Here is an 18,212-nt window from a genome sequence, read left to right on the forward strand (position 1 = left end):
CGGGATGGCAGGCTGTTTCGGGAGGGCAGGCGAAGGGGCGGCCGAGGCTGTCATGCGTCGAGCACCCAGGTGTCCTTGGTGCCGCCGCCCTGGCTGGAATTGACGACGAGCGAGCCTTCCTTGAGCGCGACGCGTGTCAGGCCGCCCGGCACGCAGGAGATGCCGTTGGCACCGGAGAGCACATAGGGGCGCAGGTCGACATGGCGTGGCGCCACGCCCGAGGCGACGAAGGTCGGGCAGGTCGAGAGGGCCAGCGTCGGCTGCGCGATGAAACCCTCGGGCTGGGCCTTGAGCTTGCGCCGGAAGGTTTCGATCTGGGCCTTGTTGGCGTGCGGGCCGACGAGCATGCCGTAGCCGCCCGAGCCGTTCACCTCCTTGACGACGAGCTTCTCGAGATTGTCGAGCACATAGGCATTGGCCTCGGGCTCGCGGCAGCGATAGGTCGGCACGTTCTTCAGGATCGGCTCCTCGCCGGTGAAGAACTTCACGATCTCCGGCATGTAGCTGTAGACCGCCTTGTCGTCGGCGACGCCGGTGCCGACCGCGTTCGCCAGCGTGACGTTGCCGGCCTTGTAGGCGCCGATGATGCCGGGGACGCCGAGCACGGAATCGCTGCGGAAGGCGAGCGGGTCGATGAAGTCGTCATCGATGCGCCGGTAGATCACGTCGACACGCTTCGGCCCCTGGGTCGTGCGCATGTAGACGACGTCGTCCTTGACCAGCAGGTCCGAGCCCTCGACCAGCTCGACGCCGAGCTTGTCGGCCAGGAAGGAGTGTTCGTAGAAGGCCGAGTTGTACTGGCCGGGCGTCAGCAGGCAGATCGTCGGGTCCGACGATGCACTGCGCGGCGCGACCGAGCGCAGGGTCGCCAGCAGCTGATCGGGATAGTTGTCGACCGGTGCGACGCGATGCGTCGAGAACAGCTCGGGGAAGAGCCGTAGCATCACCTCGCGGTTCTCCATCATGTAGGAGACGCCGGAGGGCGTGCGGGCATTGTCCTCGAGGACGTAGAAGGTGTCGGCATCGACGCGCACCACATCGATGCCGGCGATATGGCAATAGATGTCGTGCGGAACCTTGAAGTCGACCATTTCGAGCTGGTAGCAGGCGTTGCGATAGACCAGATCGGGCGGAATGATGCCGGCCTTCAGGCATTCCTTGGGGCCGTAGACATCGGCCAGGAACATGTTGAGGGCGGTCACGCGCTGGCGCAGGCCCGCTTCCAGCTTGGTCCATTCCGGCTTGGTCAGCACGCGCGGAATGATGTCGAAGGGGATCAGGCGCTCGGTCGATTCCTCGTCGCCATAGACCGCGAAGGTGATGCCGATGCGGCGGAAGAACAGCTCCGCCTGGCTGCGCCTCAACGCCAGCATCTCGGGCGGCGCTTCCTTCAGCCAGCGGTCCAGAGCCGCGTAGGCAGGCCTCAGCTCGGCTCCCGAACCGGTCATTTCATCAAATGCGACCATGCAGCCCTCTTCCCCGTTGAAACCAGCCTATGCGCATTCGCGGCCGTTCGGGAAGAGGGAGAATAGCTGCGCAATTGATCAGGTCTGCCTTTTTCCTGGGCAGTATTGATCAGGTAGAGTTTACTTTAGTTGATCTTGGCAAAGCTGAACCAGCCCGCGGAGAGCGGCTGTTCCTTCGTGGCGCCGCGTAGGGCGGCCATGCCTGCGCTATTCTTGGACCGAATTCGGGCGGCCGTCCAGCCATAGGCGAAGGGCCAGCGCATTGTTGCGATTCTCGTCCTTGGCGGCATAGAGCAGGGCGACCGGGCCCTTCCTGCGTTCGGCGTCGAGGAGGGCGAGAGCCGCCTGTGCCGACGGGCTGCCAAGCTCTGTCGCATAAGCGGCGCAGAACTTGTCCCAGCGGTCGGGATGGCCGTGGAACTCGTGGCGGAGCGCATCGCTCGGTGCGAGGTCCTTGAGCCAGAGGTCGATCTTGTCCTTCGATACGCCGCGCGGCCAGAGCCGGTCGACGAGGATGCGCGTGCCGTCGCCGGGCGCGGGGGAATCGTAGACGCGCTTCACCGTGAGTTGCGTCATCAGATCAGCCCGAGGCTGCGGAAGCTGGCATGGCCGTCGCGCCCGACGATGATGTGGTCATGAATCGCAACGCCCAGGGGCTTGGCGATATCGACCAGCTCGCGCGTCATCCGCATGTCGGCGCCGGAGGGCGTCGGATCGCCGGACGGGTGGTTGTGCACGAGGATGATCGCCGAGGCCGAGAGTTCGAGTGCGCGGCGCATCACCTCGCGCGGATAGACCGGCGTGTGATCGACCGTGCCGGTCTGCTGGACCTCGTCGGCGATCAGGATGTTCTTCTTGTCGAGGAAGAGGATGCGGAATTGCTCGCGCTCGGCGAAGGCCATCGCCATCCGGCAATAATCGAGGACCGAGGACCAGGAGGAGAGCACAGGTCGCTTGCCGACCGCGCCCTTGGCCATGCGCTTCAGGGCGGCTTCGACGATCTTGAGGTCGAGCGCGACGCCGTCGCCGACACCCTTCACCTCGGTCAGGCGCGCGGCCGGCGCGCCCAGCACTTCAGCGAAGGAGCCGAAGCGCTGGATCAGTTCCTTCGCGAGCGGCTTGACGTCGCGCTGCGGGATCGAGCGGAAGAGCAGCAGCTCCAGCAACTCGTAATCCGGCAGCGTCTCCGCGCCGGCTTCCTGGAAACGGGCGCGCAGGCGGTCGCGATGGCCATGATAATGCGGCGTGTCGGAGTCGGCAGGGATGGCCGGCGAGGGCGCCTTTCGCGATCCCTTGCCGATGCCCACGCTCATTTCGCGAGCGGATTGCCGAGGCCGGCGGGCGAGAGCGTGAAGATCTCGCAGCCCTGCTCGGTGACGCCGATCTGATGTTCGAACTGGGCCGAGAGCGAGCGGTCGCGGGTCACGGCGGTCCAGCCATCCGAGAGCACCTTCACGCCCGCCTTGCCGAGATTGATCATCGGCTCGATGGTGAAGACCATGCCGGGCTTCAGCAGAACGCCTTCGCCCGGGCTGCCATAGTGCAGGATGTTCGGCGCGTCATGAAAGAGCTGGCCGATGCCGTGGCCGCAGAAATCGCGCACCACCGAGCAGCGCTCGGCTTCGGCATAGCGCTGGATGGCGAAGCCGATATCGCCGGTGGTGGCGCCGGCGCGCACCGCCTTGATGCCGCGCTGCAGGCTTTCATAGGTGATCTCGATCAGGCGTTCGGCCTTCCGCGATACTTCGCCGACGCCGTACATGCGGCTGGAATCGCCGTGCCAGCCATCGACGATCAGCGTGTAGTCGATATTGACGACGTCGCCCTCGCGCAGCGGCTTGTCGTCGGGAATGCCGTGACAGACGACATGATTGATCGAGGTGCAGATCGACTTGGTGTAGCCGCGATAGAACAGCGTCGCCGGATAGGCGCCGTTGTCCATGGCGAACTGGAAGGCGAGATCGTCGAGCCGCTGCGTGGTGACGCCGGGCTTGACGTAGGAGCCGAGCATATCGAGCCCCGCAGCCGTCAGACGGCCGGCCTTGTGCATGGCCGCGAAGGCCTCGGGGCCGTGAATCTTGATGGCGGGCTCGCGTGAACGCGAGCGGCCGATGGTGTCTTCGAAGGTCATTGCGCGCGGAAAACTCCTCGCCCTCTTATCTATTGCGTTTGCTGGCGCACGCAAGCCGGTTGCCACGCCTCCGGCGGGTGGGATGTCTGCGCTGCCGCAGGGGCAGGGCTGCGCGGGTGATCGTTGTGCTGACGTTGGGGGGATTGTAACTTTTTTGAGGCAGCTTGCCGCCCGCACCTTTCGTCTGCCCGATTGCTTCGCCCTGGACACATGAAAGCGCCTGTCTCTCCGCCGCCCACCGACCCATCCGACCCGACGCTCAGCGCGCTCGACCAGCTATCGCTCGATCTCGCGATGGCGCGCGGCATCGACGAGGTCATGGAGGTCGTGCGACGCAATGCGCGCGGGCTCATCGGCGCGGACGGCATCAGTTTCATCCTGCGCGACAACGGCCGCTGCTACTATGCCGACGAGGACGCCATCGCGCCGCTCTGGAGGGGCCAGCGCTTTCCGATGGATGCCTGCATCTCCGGCTGGGCGATGCAGCATGGCGAGGTCGTCGTCATCGAGGATATCGACGAGGACGAGCGGATTCCCCACGAAGCCTATCGGCCGACTTTCGTGCGCAGCCTTGTCATGGTGCCGGTCAGGCAGGACGATCCCGTTGCCGCGATCGGTGCCTATTGGGCGCATCGGCATCGGCCGGCGCCCGAGGTGGTCCGCGCGTTGAGGCGGATCGCCAACAGCGCGGCGGTCGCCATGACCAATATCGCGCTGGTGAACTCGCTGTCGACGGCGCTGGAGGAGGCGGAGCGGGCAAAGCAGGCCATCATCCTGGCCATGGCCTCGCTGGCGGAGACACGCGACAACGAGACGGCCAACCATGTCCGGCGTACCCAGCACTATCTGCGGGTGCTGGCCGAGGGCGCCCGCGAGCGCGGACTCTTCGCCGAAGAGCTCGACGACGCCACGCTCGACCTGCTGTTCAAGTCGGCGCCGCTGCACGATATCGGCAAGGTCGGCATTCCCGACAGCATCCTGCTGAAACCCGGCCGGCTCGACGATGACGAGCGGGCGACGATGCAGACCCATGCCGAGCTCGGGCGCATCGCCATCGCCGATGCCGAGCGCCATCTCGGGGGCTCCAGCTCGTTCCTGAGGCTGGCCAAGGAGATCGCCCATACGCATCACGAGCGCTGGGACGGGGCAGGCTACCCGCAGGGGCTCGCGGGCGAGAGCATCCCGCTCTCAGGGCGGCTGATGGCGATCGCCGATGTCTACGACGCGCTCGTCACGAAGCGGGTCTACAAGGGGGCGATGACGCATGGCGAGGCCGTCGCGGTGGTGATGGGAGAACGCGGCCGGCAGTTCGACCCCCGGCTCGTCGATGTCTTCCAGGAGATCGCGCCCCGGTTCGGCGAAATCCACGCCCGCTTCGCCGACGGGCAGTAAGCGCATATCCGGCGACTGGCGCGCAGGCCCGTCGAGGTGTATCAGGCTGGCGCAATGGCCATCATCGAACAGAACCCGGCGGAAGAGCGGCCCTTCGGCACCTTCGCGCCGAAAGCCTATCTCGCCCGCATCATCGCCCGGACGCGCGCCGCATCGGACAGCTTCCTCGGGCGCAAGGTCGCCTATGCGCTGCGGCGCCTCGGCCTGCGCTCGCTCGACGGCGCGCCGGTCGATATCGAGTCGCTGGGCGCGAAGATGCGCCTCTATCCGGACGGCAATGTCTGCGAGAAGCGCGTGCTGTTCACGCCGCAATATTTCGACGCGGTCGAGCGCGAGCTTCTGGCCTCGCGGCTGCACGAGGGCTTCACCTTCATCGATGTCGGCGCGAATATCGGCGCCTACTCGCTCTTTGTCGCGGCCCGCGCCGGGCGGCGGGCGCGCATCCTCGCGGTCGAGCCGCAGCCGGAGGTCTTCGCACGGCTCTCCTTCAACATCGCGCAGAACCCGTTCGGCACGGTCAAGGCCGTGGCCTGCGCGCTGGCCGACAAGCCGGGCGAATTGACCCTGTTCATCGACCCGACCAATCGCGGGGAATCGAGCGTCCGCATCCTCAATTCGAGCGCCGGGACCTCGGTGAAGGTGCCGGCCATGACCCTGCTCTCGCTGGTCGAGGGCGAGGGTTACGAGCGCATCGACGCGATCAAGCTCGATGTCGAGGGCGCCGAGGACCTGATTCTCGAGCCGTTCCTGCGCGATGCGCCGCAGGCGCTCTGGCCGGGCTTCATCATCATCGAGGATTCGCGCCAGCGCTGGCAGACGGACCTCGCCGGCCTCCTGGAGCGCAGCGGCTACAAGCTCGTCGCCCAGACACGGCTCAACCTGGTGTTCGAGCGCAAGCCGGCCTGAGCGCGCGCCCACGGCATGGCCGGGGCGTCCGCGCCGGTGCTTGAGCGCGCCGCACGGAACGCCTAGCTCTTGTGCGACAGCCAGGAGCGCCGCCCATGTCCGCGAACGAAGCCAGTTCCTCCGCCACCATCGTCACGGCCGCGATCCTGGTGATTGGCGACGAGATCCTGTCCGGGCGGACCAAGGACAAGAATATCGGCTATATCGCCGAATACCTCACCAATATCGGCGTCGACCTGCGCGAGGTCCGGGTCGTGCCCGATATCTCCGAGGAGATCGTCGCGGCGCTCAACGCGCTGCGTGGGCGCTACACCTATGTCTTCACGACCGGCGGCATCGGGCCGACCCATGACGACATCACGGCGGATGCGGTCGCAGCTGCCTTCGGCGTCACGATCGACCATGATCCCCGCGCGGTCGCGATGCTGTCGGAGCGCTTCTCGCCGGCTGAGCTCAACGAGGCCCGCATGCGGATGGCGCGCATCCCGGCCGGCGCCGACCTGATCGCCAATGCGATCTCCAAGGCGCCGGGCTTCAATATCGGCAATGTCTATGTGATGGCCGGTGTGCCCTCGATCATGCAGGCGATGCTCGATGTCGTCGGACCGACGCTGCGGACCGGCGCGAAGATGTTGTCCGACACGGTCCGGGCGGGGCTGCGCGAGGGCGATATCGGCGGGCCGCTCGCCGCGATCGCAAGCGCTCATCCGGCGGTTTCGATCGGCTCCTATCCGTTCTGGTCCGAGACCGGTCCGGACACGAATATCGTCGTCAGGTCGCGTGATGCAGAGAAACTGCTTGCTGCTGTGGCTGACGTAAAAGCCATGGTTGCTCTTGAGAAGCAAAATGCGACCTGACGAAAGGAAAATCTGCAACTTTTGCGATTTTTATACAATTAATTGTCGGATATCTCTTTTCGGTTTTCATGTTTTGATCTTCGTGTAATTTTATAACTAATATTGCAGTGATGATATGTCATTTTTGTGCGTTTTTTCTACTAAAAGTTGCATCGAAATCTAGGTATCAACCATTCATAAACTGTTTGATGCGATATTCGTCTCGTGGCCGGAAGCATTCGGTCTCCCCTGCCGCGTCCTTGCGCGTAGGTATCCGATAACGGCTTTCACGACGGCGCCGGCCCGATGATGCGTCATGCGGTCACGCCGAGGGGGGATATCAGATGCCGCTCTTTTCCGGCCTTTTCTCGAACCGGCATGCCGCGGGACAGCTGGACGCGATCAACCGATCGCAAGCGCGGATCGAGTTCGACCTCGACGGCAAGATCCTCGATGCCAACGAGAATTTCCTGTCGGCGATGGGCTACACGCTGGCCGAGGTGAAGGGCCAGCATCACAGTCTGTTCGTGACGGCCGAAGAGAAGGCAAGCCCCGCCTACAAGCAGTTCTGGGCCGATCTCGGCCGGGGCGAGTTCTCGCGGGGGCAGTATCTGCGGCTCGGCAAGGGCGGCAAGGAGATCTGGATCCAGGCGAGCTACAACCCGATCCTGGGAGCGGGCGGCAAGCCGGTCGGCGTGATAAAATACGCCTTCGACGTCACCGAGCAGAAGAACCGCCTCGCCGATCTCGAAGGACAGCGCGCGGCGATCGACAAGGCGCAGGCCGTGATCGAGTTCGACCTGACCGGCAAGATCCTGACCGCGAACCAGAACTTCCTGAGCGTGCTCGGTTACTCGCTGCCGGAGATCGTCGGGCAGCATCACCGCATGTTCGTCGACACGGCCGAGCGTGAGACGCCGGCCTATCGCGCCTTCTGGGAGCGCCTGGGTCGTGGCGAGTACGATGCCGGCCAGTACCGTCGTATCGGCAAGGGCGGCAAGGAGATCTGGATACAGGCCAGCTACAACCCGATCCTCAATGCGCAGGGACGCCCCTACAAGGTCGTCAAGTTCGCCTCCGACATTACCGCGACTTTCAAGGGCAAGCAGCTCGAGGCGGCGGTACAGGAGACGAGCGCCGTGATCGGCCGGGCGAAGGGCAAGGACCTGACCGGCCGGGTGACGCTCGACGGCAAAAGCGGGGAAGTCGCGACGCTCTGCGCCGGTGTCAACGACCTGCTCGACACGTTGGCCGAGGTGGTCGGCTCGGTGCGCGACATCTCGGCGCGCATCGACAATGCCTCGGTCAAGATCACCTCGGACAGCCAGCAATTGGCCGAGCGGACGGAGGCGAACGCATCGAGCCTGCAGCAGACTGCGGCAACGACCGAGGAGCTTGCCGCATCGGTGAAGCACAGCGCCGGCAATTCGCGGATGGCGGTGCAGCTCGGCAATGAGGCGAGCGAGGTCGCGGCGCGCGGCGGCGCCATCGTGACCGAGGCGGTGGCGGCGATGGGGCGGATCGAGCAGGCCTCGTCCGGCATCTCCGAGATCATCTCGATGATCGACGAGATCGCCTTCCAGACCAACCTGCTGGCGCTGAACGCGGCAGTGGAGGCGGCGCGGGCCGGCGATGCCGGGCGTGGCTTCGCGGTGGTGGCGACGGAAGTGCGCGCGCTGGCGGCTCGCTGCAGCGAATCCGCCAATGGCGTCAAAGCCTTGATCGCGAACTCTGCGCAACAGATTCAAGCTGGCGTCGGGCTGGTCAAGGATGCCGGAACGACGCTGGGCGAGATCGTCGGCGCCGCTTCCAAAGTCGCTTCGACCGTCAGCGAGATCTCGCAGGCGACGACGGAGCAGGCCAACGGAATCGACGAGATGGCGCGGACCGTCGCGCATATGGACGAGATCACGCAGCAGAACTCGCTGCTGGCCGAGCAGAGCGCCAAGGTCGCCCGCGACCTGCAGCAGGAAACGGAATCGCTGAGCGCGATGGTCTCGGCCTTCCAGCTCGGCGATGAACGGCACAGGGTTGCGCCGCAGCTCGTCCATTCCGCGCCTCCCGCGCCGCGTGCCGCGGCGCCAGCGATGCGCGGCCGGCGTGTCGCCGGCGGCGGCACGGCGGATGGCTGGGCCGAGTTCTGAGGCGGTTTATCGACGCTGAACTGGGGATGTTCGGCGCGTGCCTCTTGTCAGGCGCGCGCCGATAGGCTTTTCGGTCGGAAACGGCGCGCTTCGCGTCGGGCTAAGTCCGGAGCGCTGTCCATGGCCGAACCGTCCTCGAACAAGGCTTTCCCGGTTTCCTGGGATCAGTTCCATCGCGATGCCCGCGCGCTGGCGTGGCGCCTCGCCGAGAAGGGGCCGTTCGAGGCGATGGTCTGCATCACCCGCGGCGGGCTGGTGCCGGCGGCGATCATCTGCCGCGAGCTCGGCCTGCGCATGATCGAGACGGTCTGCGTCGCGAGCTATCACGATTACAAGAACCAGACCGAGCTCAAGGTGCTCAAGGACATCGCGCCGAACATCAAGGCCATCGGCGACGGGACGGGCAAGGGCGTGCTGGTCGTCGACGACCTGACCGATACCGGCAAGACAGCGCGCGTCGTGCGCGAGATGCTGCCGAACGCGCATTTCGCCACGGTCTATGCCAAGCCGGCCGGCGTGCCGACGGTCGATACCTTCGTGACCGAGGTCAGCCAGGACACCTGGATCTATTTCCCCTGGGACATGGGGCTCTCCTATGTCGAGCCGATCGCCAAGGGGCATCAGGGCTGAGAGGCCGCGCGCTCAGCCCACCGAGGGCGAGCGGAAGGCGATCAGCATCCCGGCGACGACGATCGCCATGCCGACGATCTCAGTCGGAGAGGGGACTTCCGCCAGCAGCAGGGCGCTGGCGGCGGCCGTAGCGATGGGCACCAGCGGCAGGAAGAGCGTCGCCCTGGCCGCGCCCAGCGTCTCGACCGAACGCGCATAAAGATAGAGCGCGACGACGCCGACCAGCACACCCTGGTAGAGCGCCTGGAGCAGGAGTTCCGCGAAGGGCGCCCGCGCCATATGGATCGGCAGCACCAGCGCCACGATCACCAGCAGCGGCACCGAGAGGATGCATGAGGCGGCGGTGACCTCGAGCGAACTGACGTTCCAGCGCCGGGCGAGCAGGCCGAAGATCGCCCAGAGGAAGGCTATCAGCACGAAGAGCAGGTCGCCGATCCAGGCATCGGGCCGCGACGGTGTCATGGCGAGGGCATCGCGCGAGAAGATGCCGATGCCGAGCACGATGACACCGAGCCCGATCAATCGCATCCGCCCGGCGCGCTCGCCGGTGACGAGGAAGATCAGCAATGCGGTGAAGACCGGGATCAGGCCGGGCGAGATGATCGACGAATGCAGCGCGGGCGCGAAGGAGGCGCCGGCGACGAGGATCAGGCTGTAGAGCGGGCCGATCAGCAGCGCCATGCCCCAGGCGCGCCGCCAGCCGAGTGAGCCGACCGGGAAGGGGCGCATGTGCCTGAGCGCCCAGGGCAGCAGCACGGCGGCAGCCGAGACGAAGCGCAGGATCGTGACATCGGCCGGCGTCAGGTCGATCAGCATCGCATGTCGCGACACCACCGACTGGACGCCCCAGATCATCGCGGTCAGCAAGCCGCAGAGAATGCCGAGCCATTGAGCGCGGGAGGTCATGAACAGGCGGCTTTCGGCAGGGCGATGCAGGCGGCGGGACGCGTGGCGCTGCTATGCCTCTGCCGCGCCGGAGCGGCAACCCGCTGTGGTTGCGCTGCCGGGATGCTTCCAAGGCAGGTTGAGAGCGTCTGCTCCCTTCAGCTGCCAGCGATCTGGTCGTCGGCCAGCAGCTTCGCGGCATGAGCGCGAATGTCTGCCGGCCAGGTGCGGCTGTGTTCGGCAAAGCGCGCGTCGTCCCCGGCGAAAAGGGCGCGCGAGGCTTCCTCGAAGTCCTCGCGATCGCCTGCCATCGTCGCGACGAAGGCGTAAGTGCGCTCCTGCGCCGCGCGCGCCCGGCTTCGACCGCCATCGGCCTTGCGGGCTTCGTCGACGAGGCGCCGCAGGGCCTGCGAAGCGCCGCCCGGCTGCAAGGCGAGCCAGTCCCAGTGGCGCGGCAGCAAGGTCACTTCGCGGGCGACGACGCCGAGCTTGGGCCGGCCGCGTCCGCGTGGAGCGTCGTCAGAGGTTGCTGCGGCCTCGTTTGTCGGAGGCGCGTAGCGTGCGGTGATCTCGGCGTTGCTGCCACGCAGGTCGAGATCGACGACCTTTCCTGTCTCGTCGTCGAAGACGAGGATCGCGGCCGCAGGATCGGTTGACAGCACCGTCCTCACCGCAAGCGCGACGGTCGCAAGCGGGCCGCTGGCGATGCGGCTGGTGTCGTGAAAGGCGGTGCTGGGCCTGAATGCGATATCGGACATGATTGCTCCTCGATGACGCTTATTATCCGGGTGATTTGGCTACGGCAATATGATCCGGGTAAAATTTATCCGCGACTCCCTAAAGCTTCCTGCTTGCAGCTGCGAGAATCCGATGCTGCAATGCAGCGCGATGTCGATTGCGCCCGCCTACGGCCGATCGGAAAAGGGAGAGCGGCCATGGCCGGAACGATCGCTGCGGAAGGTCATTCGCCCCCGGATATCGCTGGTCTCGTCGAGGAGCTGCTCGCCCGCGTCGAGGCGGCGCGCAGCGATTCCCGCGACGACCCGTTCGGCAATCCGGTGCTGAGCGTCACGCTCTGGCTGACGCGGTTGATGGATCGCGGCGAGCTGAGCATGGACGCCGCCGCCGAACTGGTGCGCCGGCTCGGGCGGGAGGCCCTGCATCAGCGCGCCGGCAGGGTCGCGTGCTATGTCGGGCTCCAGAATGACGAATCCGCTGTTTTCGCCGCGCTGGCGGAAGAGGCGGCCAAGGAGGCCACGTCCTTCGAGGCGTTTCGGCAGGCGGTGGAGCAAGCGCGCTTCGCTGCTGTGTTCACAGCCCATCCGACCTTCGGCATGGCGCGGCAGCTTTGCCATGCACTTGCCGATCTCGCTTCCGGCGGCGCGGCCGGAGAGGCCGTCATCGCCGATGGCGCACTCAGCTTTCGCCCGGACGGGCGGATCACCTTGCAGGACGAGTTCGAGCAGGCGCGCTATGCCGTGCGCCATGCCCGTGATGCCATCGACCGTTTGAATGCCGCGTTCTTCGCGGTCGCGCGCGCGCGCTGGCCGGAGCGGTGGACGCAGCTCGCGCCGAAGCCGGTCACGCTCGCCTCCTGGGTCGGCTGCGACACGGATGGACGCACCGATATCGGCTGGTGGGACACGCTGCGCTACCGGCTGGAATCGAAGAGCGGGCAATTCGCGCGCATCCTCGAAAAGCTGCCGCAGGACCCGGCCACGGAAGCCGTGGGTCGGCTGGTGAGCGAAGCACTCGCCGCCGTCGAGAGGCAGCTCGCTCTGGCGCCGCCCATCGGCACGCAGCCCTCGTTGCAGGCCCTGCAAGCTTTTGCGCTGTCGCTGGTGCAGGAGCGCGAGACGGCACTGCCGGAAGCTTCCCGCCTGATCGAGACCCTGGACCAAGCCTTGGCAGACGTCTCCGACGAAGAAACGCGCGTTGCGCTCGCCCTGATCCGGGCGGGCTGCCTCGCGCATGGCGTCTCGATCGCGCTGCCGCATTTCCGGCTCAACGCCTCGCAGCTCCACAACGCATTGCGCGCGACGATCCCGCTGGAGGAGGAGCCGGGCCAGCCGGCGCAGCGACGTGCCTTTCTCGCCGCCGTCAATACGGCGTTGGACAAGGTCAAGGCGATCACGGTCGATTTCGGGGCGCTGGCGGCCGAGCGGGCCTCGGCGGCGCGGATGATGATGACGATCGCGCAGATCGTGAAGCATGTCGACGGCTCGAAGCCCGTGCGCTTCCTGATCGCGGAGACCGAGACCGGCTATACGCTGCTCTGCGCGCTCTGGCTGGCGAGCCGCTTCGGCATCGCCGACCGCGTCGAGATCTCGCCGCTGTTCGAGACCTCCGACGCGCTGGAGCAAGGGCCGCGCATCATCGACGAGGCGCTGCGCAGCTCGCATTTCCGCGACTATCTCAAGCGCCACGGGCGGCTGTGCATCCAGTTCGGCTATTCGGATTCCGGGCGCTATATCGGGCAGGTCGCCTCGACCTTCTGGGTCGAGCGCCTGCGCATCCGGATCGCCGAATTGCTGGGGCGTTACGAGCTTTCGGATGTCGAGCTCGTCATCTTCGACACCCATGGCGAGTCGGTCGGGCGCGGCGCCCATCCCGACAGCCTGTCGGACCGGCTGGCCTATCTCGACCCGGCCTATGCGCGGCAGGCCTTTGCGCGTGCCGGCATCAGGACGGTGCGCGAGACCAGCTTCCAGGGCAGCGACGGCTATCTGCTGTTCGGCACGCCGCAGCTGGCCGGCGCCACGATCGGGCGCATCGCCGAGGCGGTGTTCGCATCACCGGAAGTGGCCGAGGACCCGATCTATGACGAGCCGGATTTCGCCAGCGAGTTCTTCCAGACGGTGCGCGAGGAGATGAACGAGCTCGTCGACGATCCCGGCTATGCCGCGCTGATCGGCACCTTCGGGCCCTCGCTGCTCGACAAGACGGGCTCGCGTCCCGCCGCGCGCCAGTCGGAAGGGGCGGGGCCGACGCGCATCCGCCATCCCCGCGAACTGCGCGCCATCCCCAATAACGCCATCCTCCAGCAGCTCGGCTGGATGGCGAACAGCATGCATGGCGTCGGCCATGCCGCCTCGCGCGCGCCGGACCTGTTCCGCACCATGCGCGAGCGGTCGCAGCGCTTCGACCGTGCCTATCGGCTCGCTGCCCATGCGATGGCGCATAGCGACCTCGATGTGCTGCGCGCCTATCTCGACACGCTCGACCCCGGCAGCTGGTTCGACCGGGCGCGGCGGACCGTGAAGGAAGGGCGGCGCGAGGAATTGCTGGTCGTGGCGGAGGCGCTGTCGCGGCTGGAGCTGGCGCCGGCGCTGCGGCGCCTGTTCTGGCGGCTCTCGGCCGATGCTCTGAAGATCAAGGTCGCGGCCGACGATGTCCCGCAGATGTCGGCGCGGCTTGTGGCGCTGCATGCGCTGAGGCTAGCGGCGATGCATCGCATCTGGCTGTCCTTCGCCCATATCCCCGATTTCCGGCCGCATGCGGGCCTGACACGCGATGCGCTGATCGAGCGCTTGCTGCGCCTCGACGTGCCGGCTTCGCTCGCGCTGCTGGCTGAAATCTTCCCGCGCGATCCCGATCCCACCATCGGCCTCGATTTCGGCGAGCCGCCGGGGCCGCGCGAGGGCGGCACCTATGAGGCGCTGCACCGCGACGTCTTCGCGCCGATGCTGGGGCTGTTCGCGTTGATCCGCGAGATTTCCGGGGCGATCCAGCACGAGATCGGCGCATTCGGATAATATTGTTCTCGCGTCATTCTCGGGCGGAGCGAAGCGTAGACCCGAGAATCTTGTGTCCAGAAGGCGCTGGTTTCCGAGATGCTCGGATCAAGCCCGAGCATGACGCAAGTTCGGAACGTTGAAACCCGCGCCGATCTCACTAGTTTGACCGGCAGGGGAAGTGCCGACCGGGAGACGCGCCAGACATGGCCGCCACCAGCTTTGACGCCGCGGGCGCGCGGATCACGATCTTTCGCGCCCTGCTTCAGACCATCGCCCGCCATGGCAAGGGCCGCATCGCGCTGGAAGATCCGGAGCGCCAGCCGATCACCTATGGCCGGCTCGTACTTGGCGCGTTGGTGCTGGGGCGCAAGCTCGCGGCGCTGACGGCGCCGAAGGAGCAGGTCGGCGTGCTGCTGCCGAACATGCAGGGCATGGCGGTGACGCTGTTCTCGCTCTTCGCCTATGGCCGCGTGCCGGCGCTATTGAACTTCACGGCCGGCGTCCGCAACCTGCGCGCGGCGGCGGAGCTGGCTGAGCTCAAGACCATCGTCACCTCTCGCCGCTTCGTCGACCAGGGCAAGCTCGACGACGAGATCGCCGCCTTGGGCGAGGGGCGGCGCGTCGTCTATCTCGAGGATGTCCGCAAGCAGATCACCAGCTTCGACAAGGCGCTCGGCGCCTTGCAGAGCGTGGCGCCGGGGCTGGTTCATCGCGCATTCGAGGCGCAGCCCGACGACGTGGCGGTGATCCTCTTCACCTCGGGCACCGAGGGCAAGCCGAAGGGCGTGGCGCTGAGCCATGCCAATATTGTCTCGAACGCAAGGCAGGTCTTCGCCCACGCGGCCGGGGCGATCTCCGAGCACGACGTCTTCATGAACCCGCTGCCGGCCTTCCATTCCTTCGGGCTGACGGCCGGGCTGATGGTGCCGCTGCTGCACGGCATGAAGGTCGTGCTCTATCCAAGTCCGCTGCATTACAAGCAGGTGCCGAAGCTGATCGGCGACATGAAGGCGACCTTCCTGCTTGCGACCGATACGTTCCTGCAAGGCTACGCTCGCGCTGCGGAAAAGGACGACCTCGGCAGCGTGCGCTATGTCGTGGCCGGCGCCGAGCGCGTTAAGGCCGAGACCAAACGGATGTGGGAGCCCTATGGCACCACAATCCTCGAAGGCTATGGCTGCACCGAGTGCTCACCGGTGCTCGCGGTCAACACGCCGGCCGCGATCCGAGAGGGCACGGTCGGCAAGCTGCTGCCCGGCATCGAGGCCAAGCTGGAACCGGTCGAGGGTATCCATGAGGGCGGGCGGCTCACCGTGCGCGGGCCGAACGTCATGGCCGGTTATCTTGACCCCGATCAGCCCGGCCGCATCATCCCGCCCGATGGCGGCTGGCACGATACCGGCGATATCGTCGTGATCGAGGACGGCTTCGTCGCGATCCGCGGCCGGGCCAAGCGCTTCGCCAAGCTCGGCGGCGAGATGGTCTCGCTTGCGGCGGTCGAGACCATGGTCGCCAAGGTCTGGCCGGACCAGAACCATGTCGTCGTCGCGCTGCCCGACCCACGCAAGGGCGAGCAGCTCGTCCTCGTCACCGAGACGCCGCATGCCGACCGTGCTGCGCTGCAGGAAGCGGCGAAGGAGCAGGGCTTCCCGGAATTGTGGGTGCCGCGCGCGATCCTGGTGACGCAGGCCATCCCCGTGCTCGGCAACGGCAAGATCGACTATGGCTCGACGCGGGAGCTTGCGGCGTCGCGGAGGTCGCTGCTGTGAGCCCGGCTCGCTGCGGTAAAGCCACATTTGTAATTCTATTACGCCGGATGATGATTCCGGGTTCCGCCCTGGCGCTGTTGCGCGTCGCCACCCTTGCACCTGCCCTGTCGCTGACGGGACCGTCCGATCTCGCCGCGCAGGCGCCCGGCGCGCTCTATGTGCGCCGCGACGAATGCATCGAGGCGGGCAAGCTGACGGCGGAGCAATGCGAGTTCGCCTATCGCAACGCGCGCGCCGAGTTCGAGCAGGCGGCGCCGCGTTACGGCTCGCGCGCAGCCTGCGAGCGCAGCCACAAGCGTTGCGGCGCGCAGATGGTCTCGGCCGGCGGCTGGGAATCCTTCGGCAGGGGCGGGGCGAGCTATGTGCCGCGCTTCATCGGCGTGCGCGTGACCGGAGAGGGCGCCGCGCGCCGCGCCTTGCCGGTGGTTGAAGGCACCGCCAAGGTCGCCTTCGCAGGGCGTTCGGTGACGGAATTGCAGGACAAGATCGCGGGGCGGCGCGGCATCATCGGGCAGGCCAGCAGCGCCGGCCGCGGCGGGAATGGGCAGGCCGGGCAAGGCTCCGCCCCCTATATCAAGCGCGGCGACCGCGACGACACGGTGCGCGTGCCGATGGAGGAGAAGACCATCGGCTCGGACGTGAAGCCCGGCCTCTATGTCGATCCCGATGGGGTCGAGTGGTACAAGCCCGCCCGGCGGCATTGAGAGCGTCCCGGAGGCTTGCGCCGGCTGCGCCTGCCCGCTATCGCTGTGCCACCTGCGGACGTGGCGAAACTGGTAGACGCACGAGACTTAAAATCTTGCGCCTTCAAAGGCTTGCGGGTTCGAGTCCCGCCGTCCGCACCAATTCGGCGACACGGTGATTCCCCTGCGGCCCGTTCTAGGGTGCGGGTTGCGGCGCCAGCCATTCCCGGTATCGGCTTGCGAAGTTCAGGGCCAGGCGCTCGATCGGATCGGCCATGAAGGCCGCGTCGATCATGGTTCCGCCAATTCCCTGGCCGGCCAGCGCGATGGCGCGGAACTCCGGGTAGCTCACGAGCACCGTGCCGGTTTTGGCATCGGTGACGGTGATATCGGCAACCAGTTCGTGACTTCCGCCCACGATCACGCGCTGGATAGCTGAGGCGACGTAAAGGCGCCGCAGATTGACCTCGACTTTGACGGGGCGATCGCCGGTCAGAGCCGGCTTCAGCTGCTGTTCGAGCGCAGCGCCGATCTTGGCTGCAGCAAGCTTGGCGATGAAGGCGCGCGCTTCGGGCGTCTTGGAGAGGTCTTCGGATTCCGTCTCCGGCCGGCCTTTGGACCTTGCATAGGCGCGATCGCCGTCGCCCCACCATAGTGTCGCGGCAGCGTCGGTGCCGACATGGACGCTGGTGAGGCGCATGGTCTCGGTATCCTGTCGGGACAGCGGGTTCTGCGCCGTGACGCAGCCGGCCAAAGCGAAGGCCAGAAGGCCGAAACAGAGAATGTGCTTGATCATGTTACCCCCGGAGACAGGCCCGAGGGGTAGTTCGGCTGCCACCCGATTCGCCAGTTCAACGAATGGACGAGGGGGGAGGCGGGGCACCAGTTTTGGTAGAGATAGCGAGATACTCGGGCGAAAAAGCTCTCAACCTGCCCGGAAGATCACGCTCAGATTGTTCGCGGGCATCTCGATGATCTCCGAAGCGCCGAATCCATTGGCTGCGCCGAGCGCCGCGACTGCATCGAGTTCGCGCAGGCCCCAGGCCGGATCGCGGCTGCGCAGGCTTTCGTCGAAGGCGGCATTGCCGGGTTCGAGCGGCCGGTCCGAACGGCGATAGGGGCCATAGAGGTAGAGCGGCTGGCCCGGCTTCAGCAGGCGCCCCGCCTGCCGGAACAGCCCTTCGGCAGCGGCCCAGGGCGCGATATGGATCATGTTGATGCAGAGGATCGCGTCGGCGGCTTCGAGCGGCCAGTCCGGGGCGGTGGCGTCAACAACGAGCGGCGCGCGGATGTTGCCGAGGCCGGATTCGGCGGCCCAGGCCGCGATGCTGGCGACCGCGTCGGGTGAGGGATCGCTCGGCTGGAAGGTGAGGCCGGGCAGGGCCCCGGCGAAATGCACGGCATGCTCGCCGGAGCCGGAGGCGATCTCCAGAACGAGCCCCGAGGAAGGCAGGATATCGGCCAGCACGGCGAGGATCGCATCGCGATTGCGCTGGGCCGAAGGCGCGCGCAGGCGAGGGTCGGCGGCGGCCTGGGGATCGGCGGTCGGCTGCCAGAAGCTGGGCTTGCTCATTATCCGCTCACGAATCTTTGGTCCGGCCCATCGCGTTGAGGCCGCGATCCGCTATAAGGG

The 18,212-nt window shown here is 66.5% G+C and carries 16 protein-coding genes and 1 tRNA gene; 9 read left to right on the forward strand and 8 right to left on the reverse strand.

What is annotated here, in order from left to right:
- Positions 1-50: 50 nt before the first annotated feature.
- The 4 genes from AC3WMA_RS21455 to map form a co-directional block, all read right to left on the reverse strand.
- Positions 51-1,466 carry a circularly permuted type 2 ATP-grasp protein gene (locus AC3WMA_RS21455; RefSeq protein ID WP_492287360.1) on the reverse strand — a complete coding sequence of 472 codons (1,416 nt, stop codon included), beginning with the start codon at positions 1,464-1,466 and terminating at the stop codon, positions 51-53.
- 207 nt (positions 1,467-1,673) lie between these two features.
- Positions 1,674-2,042, reverse strand: coding sequence for a DUF488 domain-containing protein (locus tag AC3WMA_RS21460; protein WP_492287361.1), 369 nt, complete (start codon positions 2,040-2,042; stop codon positions 1,674-1,676).
- Complete coding sequence (gene radC, locus AC3WMA_RS21465; protein ID WP_492287362.1) at positions 2,042-2,779, reverse strand: RadC family protein; 738 nt, start codon at positions 2,777-2,779, stop codon at positions 2,042-2,044. The genes AC3WMA_RS21460 and radC overlap by 1 nt, the downstream gene beginning before the upstream one ends.
- Positions 2,776-3,597 (reverse strand): type I methionyl aminopeptidase, encoded by an 822-nt coding sequence (gene map / locus AC3WMA_RS21470; protein WP_492287363.1) that lies wholly within the window; start codon positions 3,595-3,597, stop codon positions 2,776-2,778. The genes radC and map overlap by 4 nt, the downstream gene beginning before the upstream one ends.
- Before the next feature lie 210 nt (positions 3,598-3,807).
- On the opposite strand from map, the gene AC3WMA_RS21475 reads away from it, so the two are divergent.
- The 5 genes from AC3WMA_RS21475 to gpt all read left to right on the forward strand — a co-directional run bounded on the left by AC3WMA_RS21475 (position 3,808) and on the right by gpt (position 9,505).
- The gene (locus AC3WMA_RS21475) at positions 3,808-4,989 is read left to right on the forward strand and encodes an HD-GYP domain-containing protein (RefSeq protein ID WP_492287364.1); all 1,182 of its coding nucleotides are present in this window, start codon (positions 3,808-3,810) and stop codon (positions 4,987-4,989) included.
- A 54-nt stretch (positions 4,990-5,043) separates the two neighbouring features.
- Entirely contained in the window at positions 5,044-5,895 is an 852-nt protein-coding gene (locus tag AC3WMA_RS21480; protein ID WP_492287365.1) for an FkbM family methyltransferase, read from the forward strand.
- Positions 5,896-5,990: 95 nt separating this feature from the next.
- A complete protein-coding gene (locus tag AC3WMA_RS21485; protein WP_492287366.1) occupies positions 5,991-6,752 on the forward strand; it encodes a competence/damage-inducible protein A in 762 nt (253 codons plus the stop codon).
- 323 nt (positions 6,753-7,075) lie between these two features.
- Positions 7,076-8,875 (forward strand): methyl-accepting chemotaxis protein, encoded by a 1,800-nt coding sequence (locus tag AC3WMA_RS21490; protein WP_492287367.1) that lies wholly within the window; start codon positions 7,076-7,078, stop codon positions 8,873-8,875.
- Between the two features lie 120 nt (positions 8,876-8,995).
- Positions 8,996-9,505, forward strand: coding sequence for a xanthine phosphoribosyltransferase (gene gpt / locus AC3WMA_RS21495; protein WP_492287368.1), 510 nt, complete (start codon positions 8,996-8,998; stop codon positions 9,503-9,505).
- A gap of 12 nt (positions 9,506-9,517) precedes the next feature.
- Here gpt and AC3WMA_RS21500 read toward each other — a convergent pair whose 3' ends face one another.
- Both AC3WMA_RS21500 and AC3WMA_RS21505 read right to left on the reverse strand, forming a co-directional pair.
- Positions 9,518-10,411 carry a DMT family transporter gene (locus tag AC3WMA_RS21500; RefSeq protein ID WP_492287369.1) on the reverse strand — a complete coding sequence of 298 codons (894 nt, stop codon included), beginning with the start codon at positions 10,409-10,411 and terminating at the stop codon, positions 9,518-9,520.
- Positions 10,412-10,548: 137 nt separating this feature from the next.
- Entirely contained in the window at positions 10,549-11,148 is a 600-nt protein-coding gene (locus AC3WMA_RS21505) for a DUF2239 family protein (RefSeq protein WP_492287370.1), read from the reverse strand.
- A 177-nt stretch (positions 11,149-11,325) separates the two neighbouring features.
- Between AC3WMA_RS21505 and AC3WMA_RS21510 the strand changes: the two genes are divergently transcribed.
- From AC3WMA_RS21510 to AC3WMA_RS21525, 4 genes are all read left to right on the forward strand, one after another.
- Positions 11,326-14,145 carry a phosphoenolpyruvate carboxylase gene (locus AC3WMA_RS21510; protein WP_492287371.1) on the forward strand — a complete coding sequence of 940 codons (2,820 nt, stop codon included), beginning with the start codon at positions 11,326-11,328 and terminating at the stop codon, positions 14,143-14,145.
- 185 nt (positions 14,146-14,330) lie between these two features.
- Complete coding sequence (locus tag AC3WMA_RS21515) at positions 14,331-15,896, forward strand: AMP-binding protein (protein ID WP_492287372.1); 1,566 nt, start codon at positions 14,331-14,333, stop codon at positions 15,894-15,896.
- A gap of 50 nt (positions 15,897-15,946) precedes the next feature.
- Complete coding sequence (locus AC3WMA_RS21520; RefSeq protein ID WP_492287373.1) at positions 15,947-16,600, forward strand: DUF1190 domain-containing protein; 654 nt, start codon at positions 15,947-15,949, stop codon at positions 16,598-16,600.
- A gap of 54 nt (positions 16,601-16,654) precedes the next feature.
- Positions 16,655-16,741 (forward strand) — tRNA-Leu (locus AC3WMA_RS21525).
- Between the two features lie 34 nt (positions 16,742-16,775).
- Here AC3WMA_RS21525 and AC3WMA_RS21530 read toward each other — a convergent pair.
- Both AC3WMA_RS21530 and AC3WMA_RS21535 read right to left on the reverse strand, forming a co-directional pair.
- Complete coding sequence (locus AC3WMA_RS21530) at positions 16,776-17,375, reverse strand: DUF6778 family protein (RefSeq protein ID WP_492287374.1); 600 nt, start codon at positions 17,373-17,375, stop codon at positions 16,776-16,778.
- Between the two features lie 129 nt (positions 17,376-17,504).
- On the reverse strand, positions 17,505-18,152 hold the full coding sequence (locus AC3WMA_RS21535; protein ID WP_492287375.1) for a DUF938 domain-containing protein: 648 nt from the start codon (positions 18,150-18,152) through the stop codon (positions 17,505-17,507).
- Between the last annotated feature and the right edge of the window lie 60 nt (positions 18,153-18,212).

The sequence above is a fragment of the Allobosea sp. FW305-C-101 genome, from assembly GCF_058783685.1.

Coding starts and splice junctions, on each gene's coding strand:
- AC3WMA_RS21455 (WP_492287360.1), bottom strand. CDS start 1,466: ATGGTCGCATTTGATGAAATGACCGGTTCGGGAGCCGAGCTGAGGCCT.
- AC3WMA_RS21460 (WP_492287361.1), bottom strand. CDS start 2,042: ATGACGCAACTCACGGTGAAGCGCGTCTACGATTCCCCCGCGCCCGGC.
- radC (WP_492287362.1), bottom strand. CDS start 2,779: ATGAGCGTGGGCATCGGCAAGGGATCGCGAAAGGCGCCCTCGCCGGCC.
- map (WP_492287363.1), bottom strand. CDS start 3,597: ATGACCTTCGAAGACACCATCGGCCGCTCGCGTTCACGCGAGCCCGCC.
- AC3WMA_RS21475 (WP_492287364.1), top strand. CDS start 3,808: ATGAAAGCGCCTGTCTCTCCGCCGCCCACCGACCCATCCGACCCGACG.
- AC3WMA_RS21480 (WP_492287365.1), top strand. CDS start 5,044: ATGGCCATCATCGAACAGAACCCGGCGGAAGAGCGGCCCTTCGGCACC.
- AC3WMA_RS21485 (WP_492287366.1), top strand. CDS start 5,991: ATGTCCGCGAACGAAGCCAGTTCCTCCGCCACCATCGTCACGGCCGCG.
- AC3WMA_RS21490 (WP_492287367.1), top strand. CDS start 7,076: ATGCCGCTCTTTTCCGGCCTTTTCTCGAACCGGCATGCCGCGGGACAG.
- gpt (WP_492287368.1), top strand. CDS start 8,996: ATGGCCGAACCGTCCTCGAACAAGGCTTTCCCGGTTTCCTGGGATCAG.
- AC3WMA_RS21500 (WP_492287369.1), bottom strand. CDS start 10,411: ATGACCTCCCGCGCTCAATGGCTCGGCATTCTCTGCGGCTTGCTGACC.
- AC3WMA_RS21505 (WP_492287370.1), bottom strand. CDS start 11,148: ATGTCCGATATCGCATTCAGGCCCAGCACCGCCTTTCACGACACCAGC.
- AC3WMA_RS21510 (WP_492287371.1), top strand. CDS start 11,326: ATGGCCGGAACGATCGCTGCGGAAGGTCATTCGCCCCCGGATATCGCT.
- AC3WMA_RS21515 (WP_492287372.1), top strand. CDS start 14,331: ATGGCCGCCACCAGCTTTGACGCCGCGGGCGCGCGGATCACGATCTTT.
- AC3WMA_RS21520 (WP_492287373.1), top strand. CDS start 15,947: ATGATTCCGGGTTCCGCCCTGGCGCTGTTGCGCGTCGCCACCCTTGCA.
- AC3WMA_RS21530 (WP_492287374.1), bottom strand. CDS start 17,375: ATGATCAAGCACATTCTCTGTTTCGGCCTTCTGGCCTTCGCTTTGGCC.
- AC3WMA_RS21535 (WP_492287375.1), bottom strand. CDS start 18,152: ATGAGCAAGCCCAGCTTCTGGCAGCCGACCGCCGATCCCCAGGCCGCC.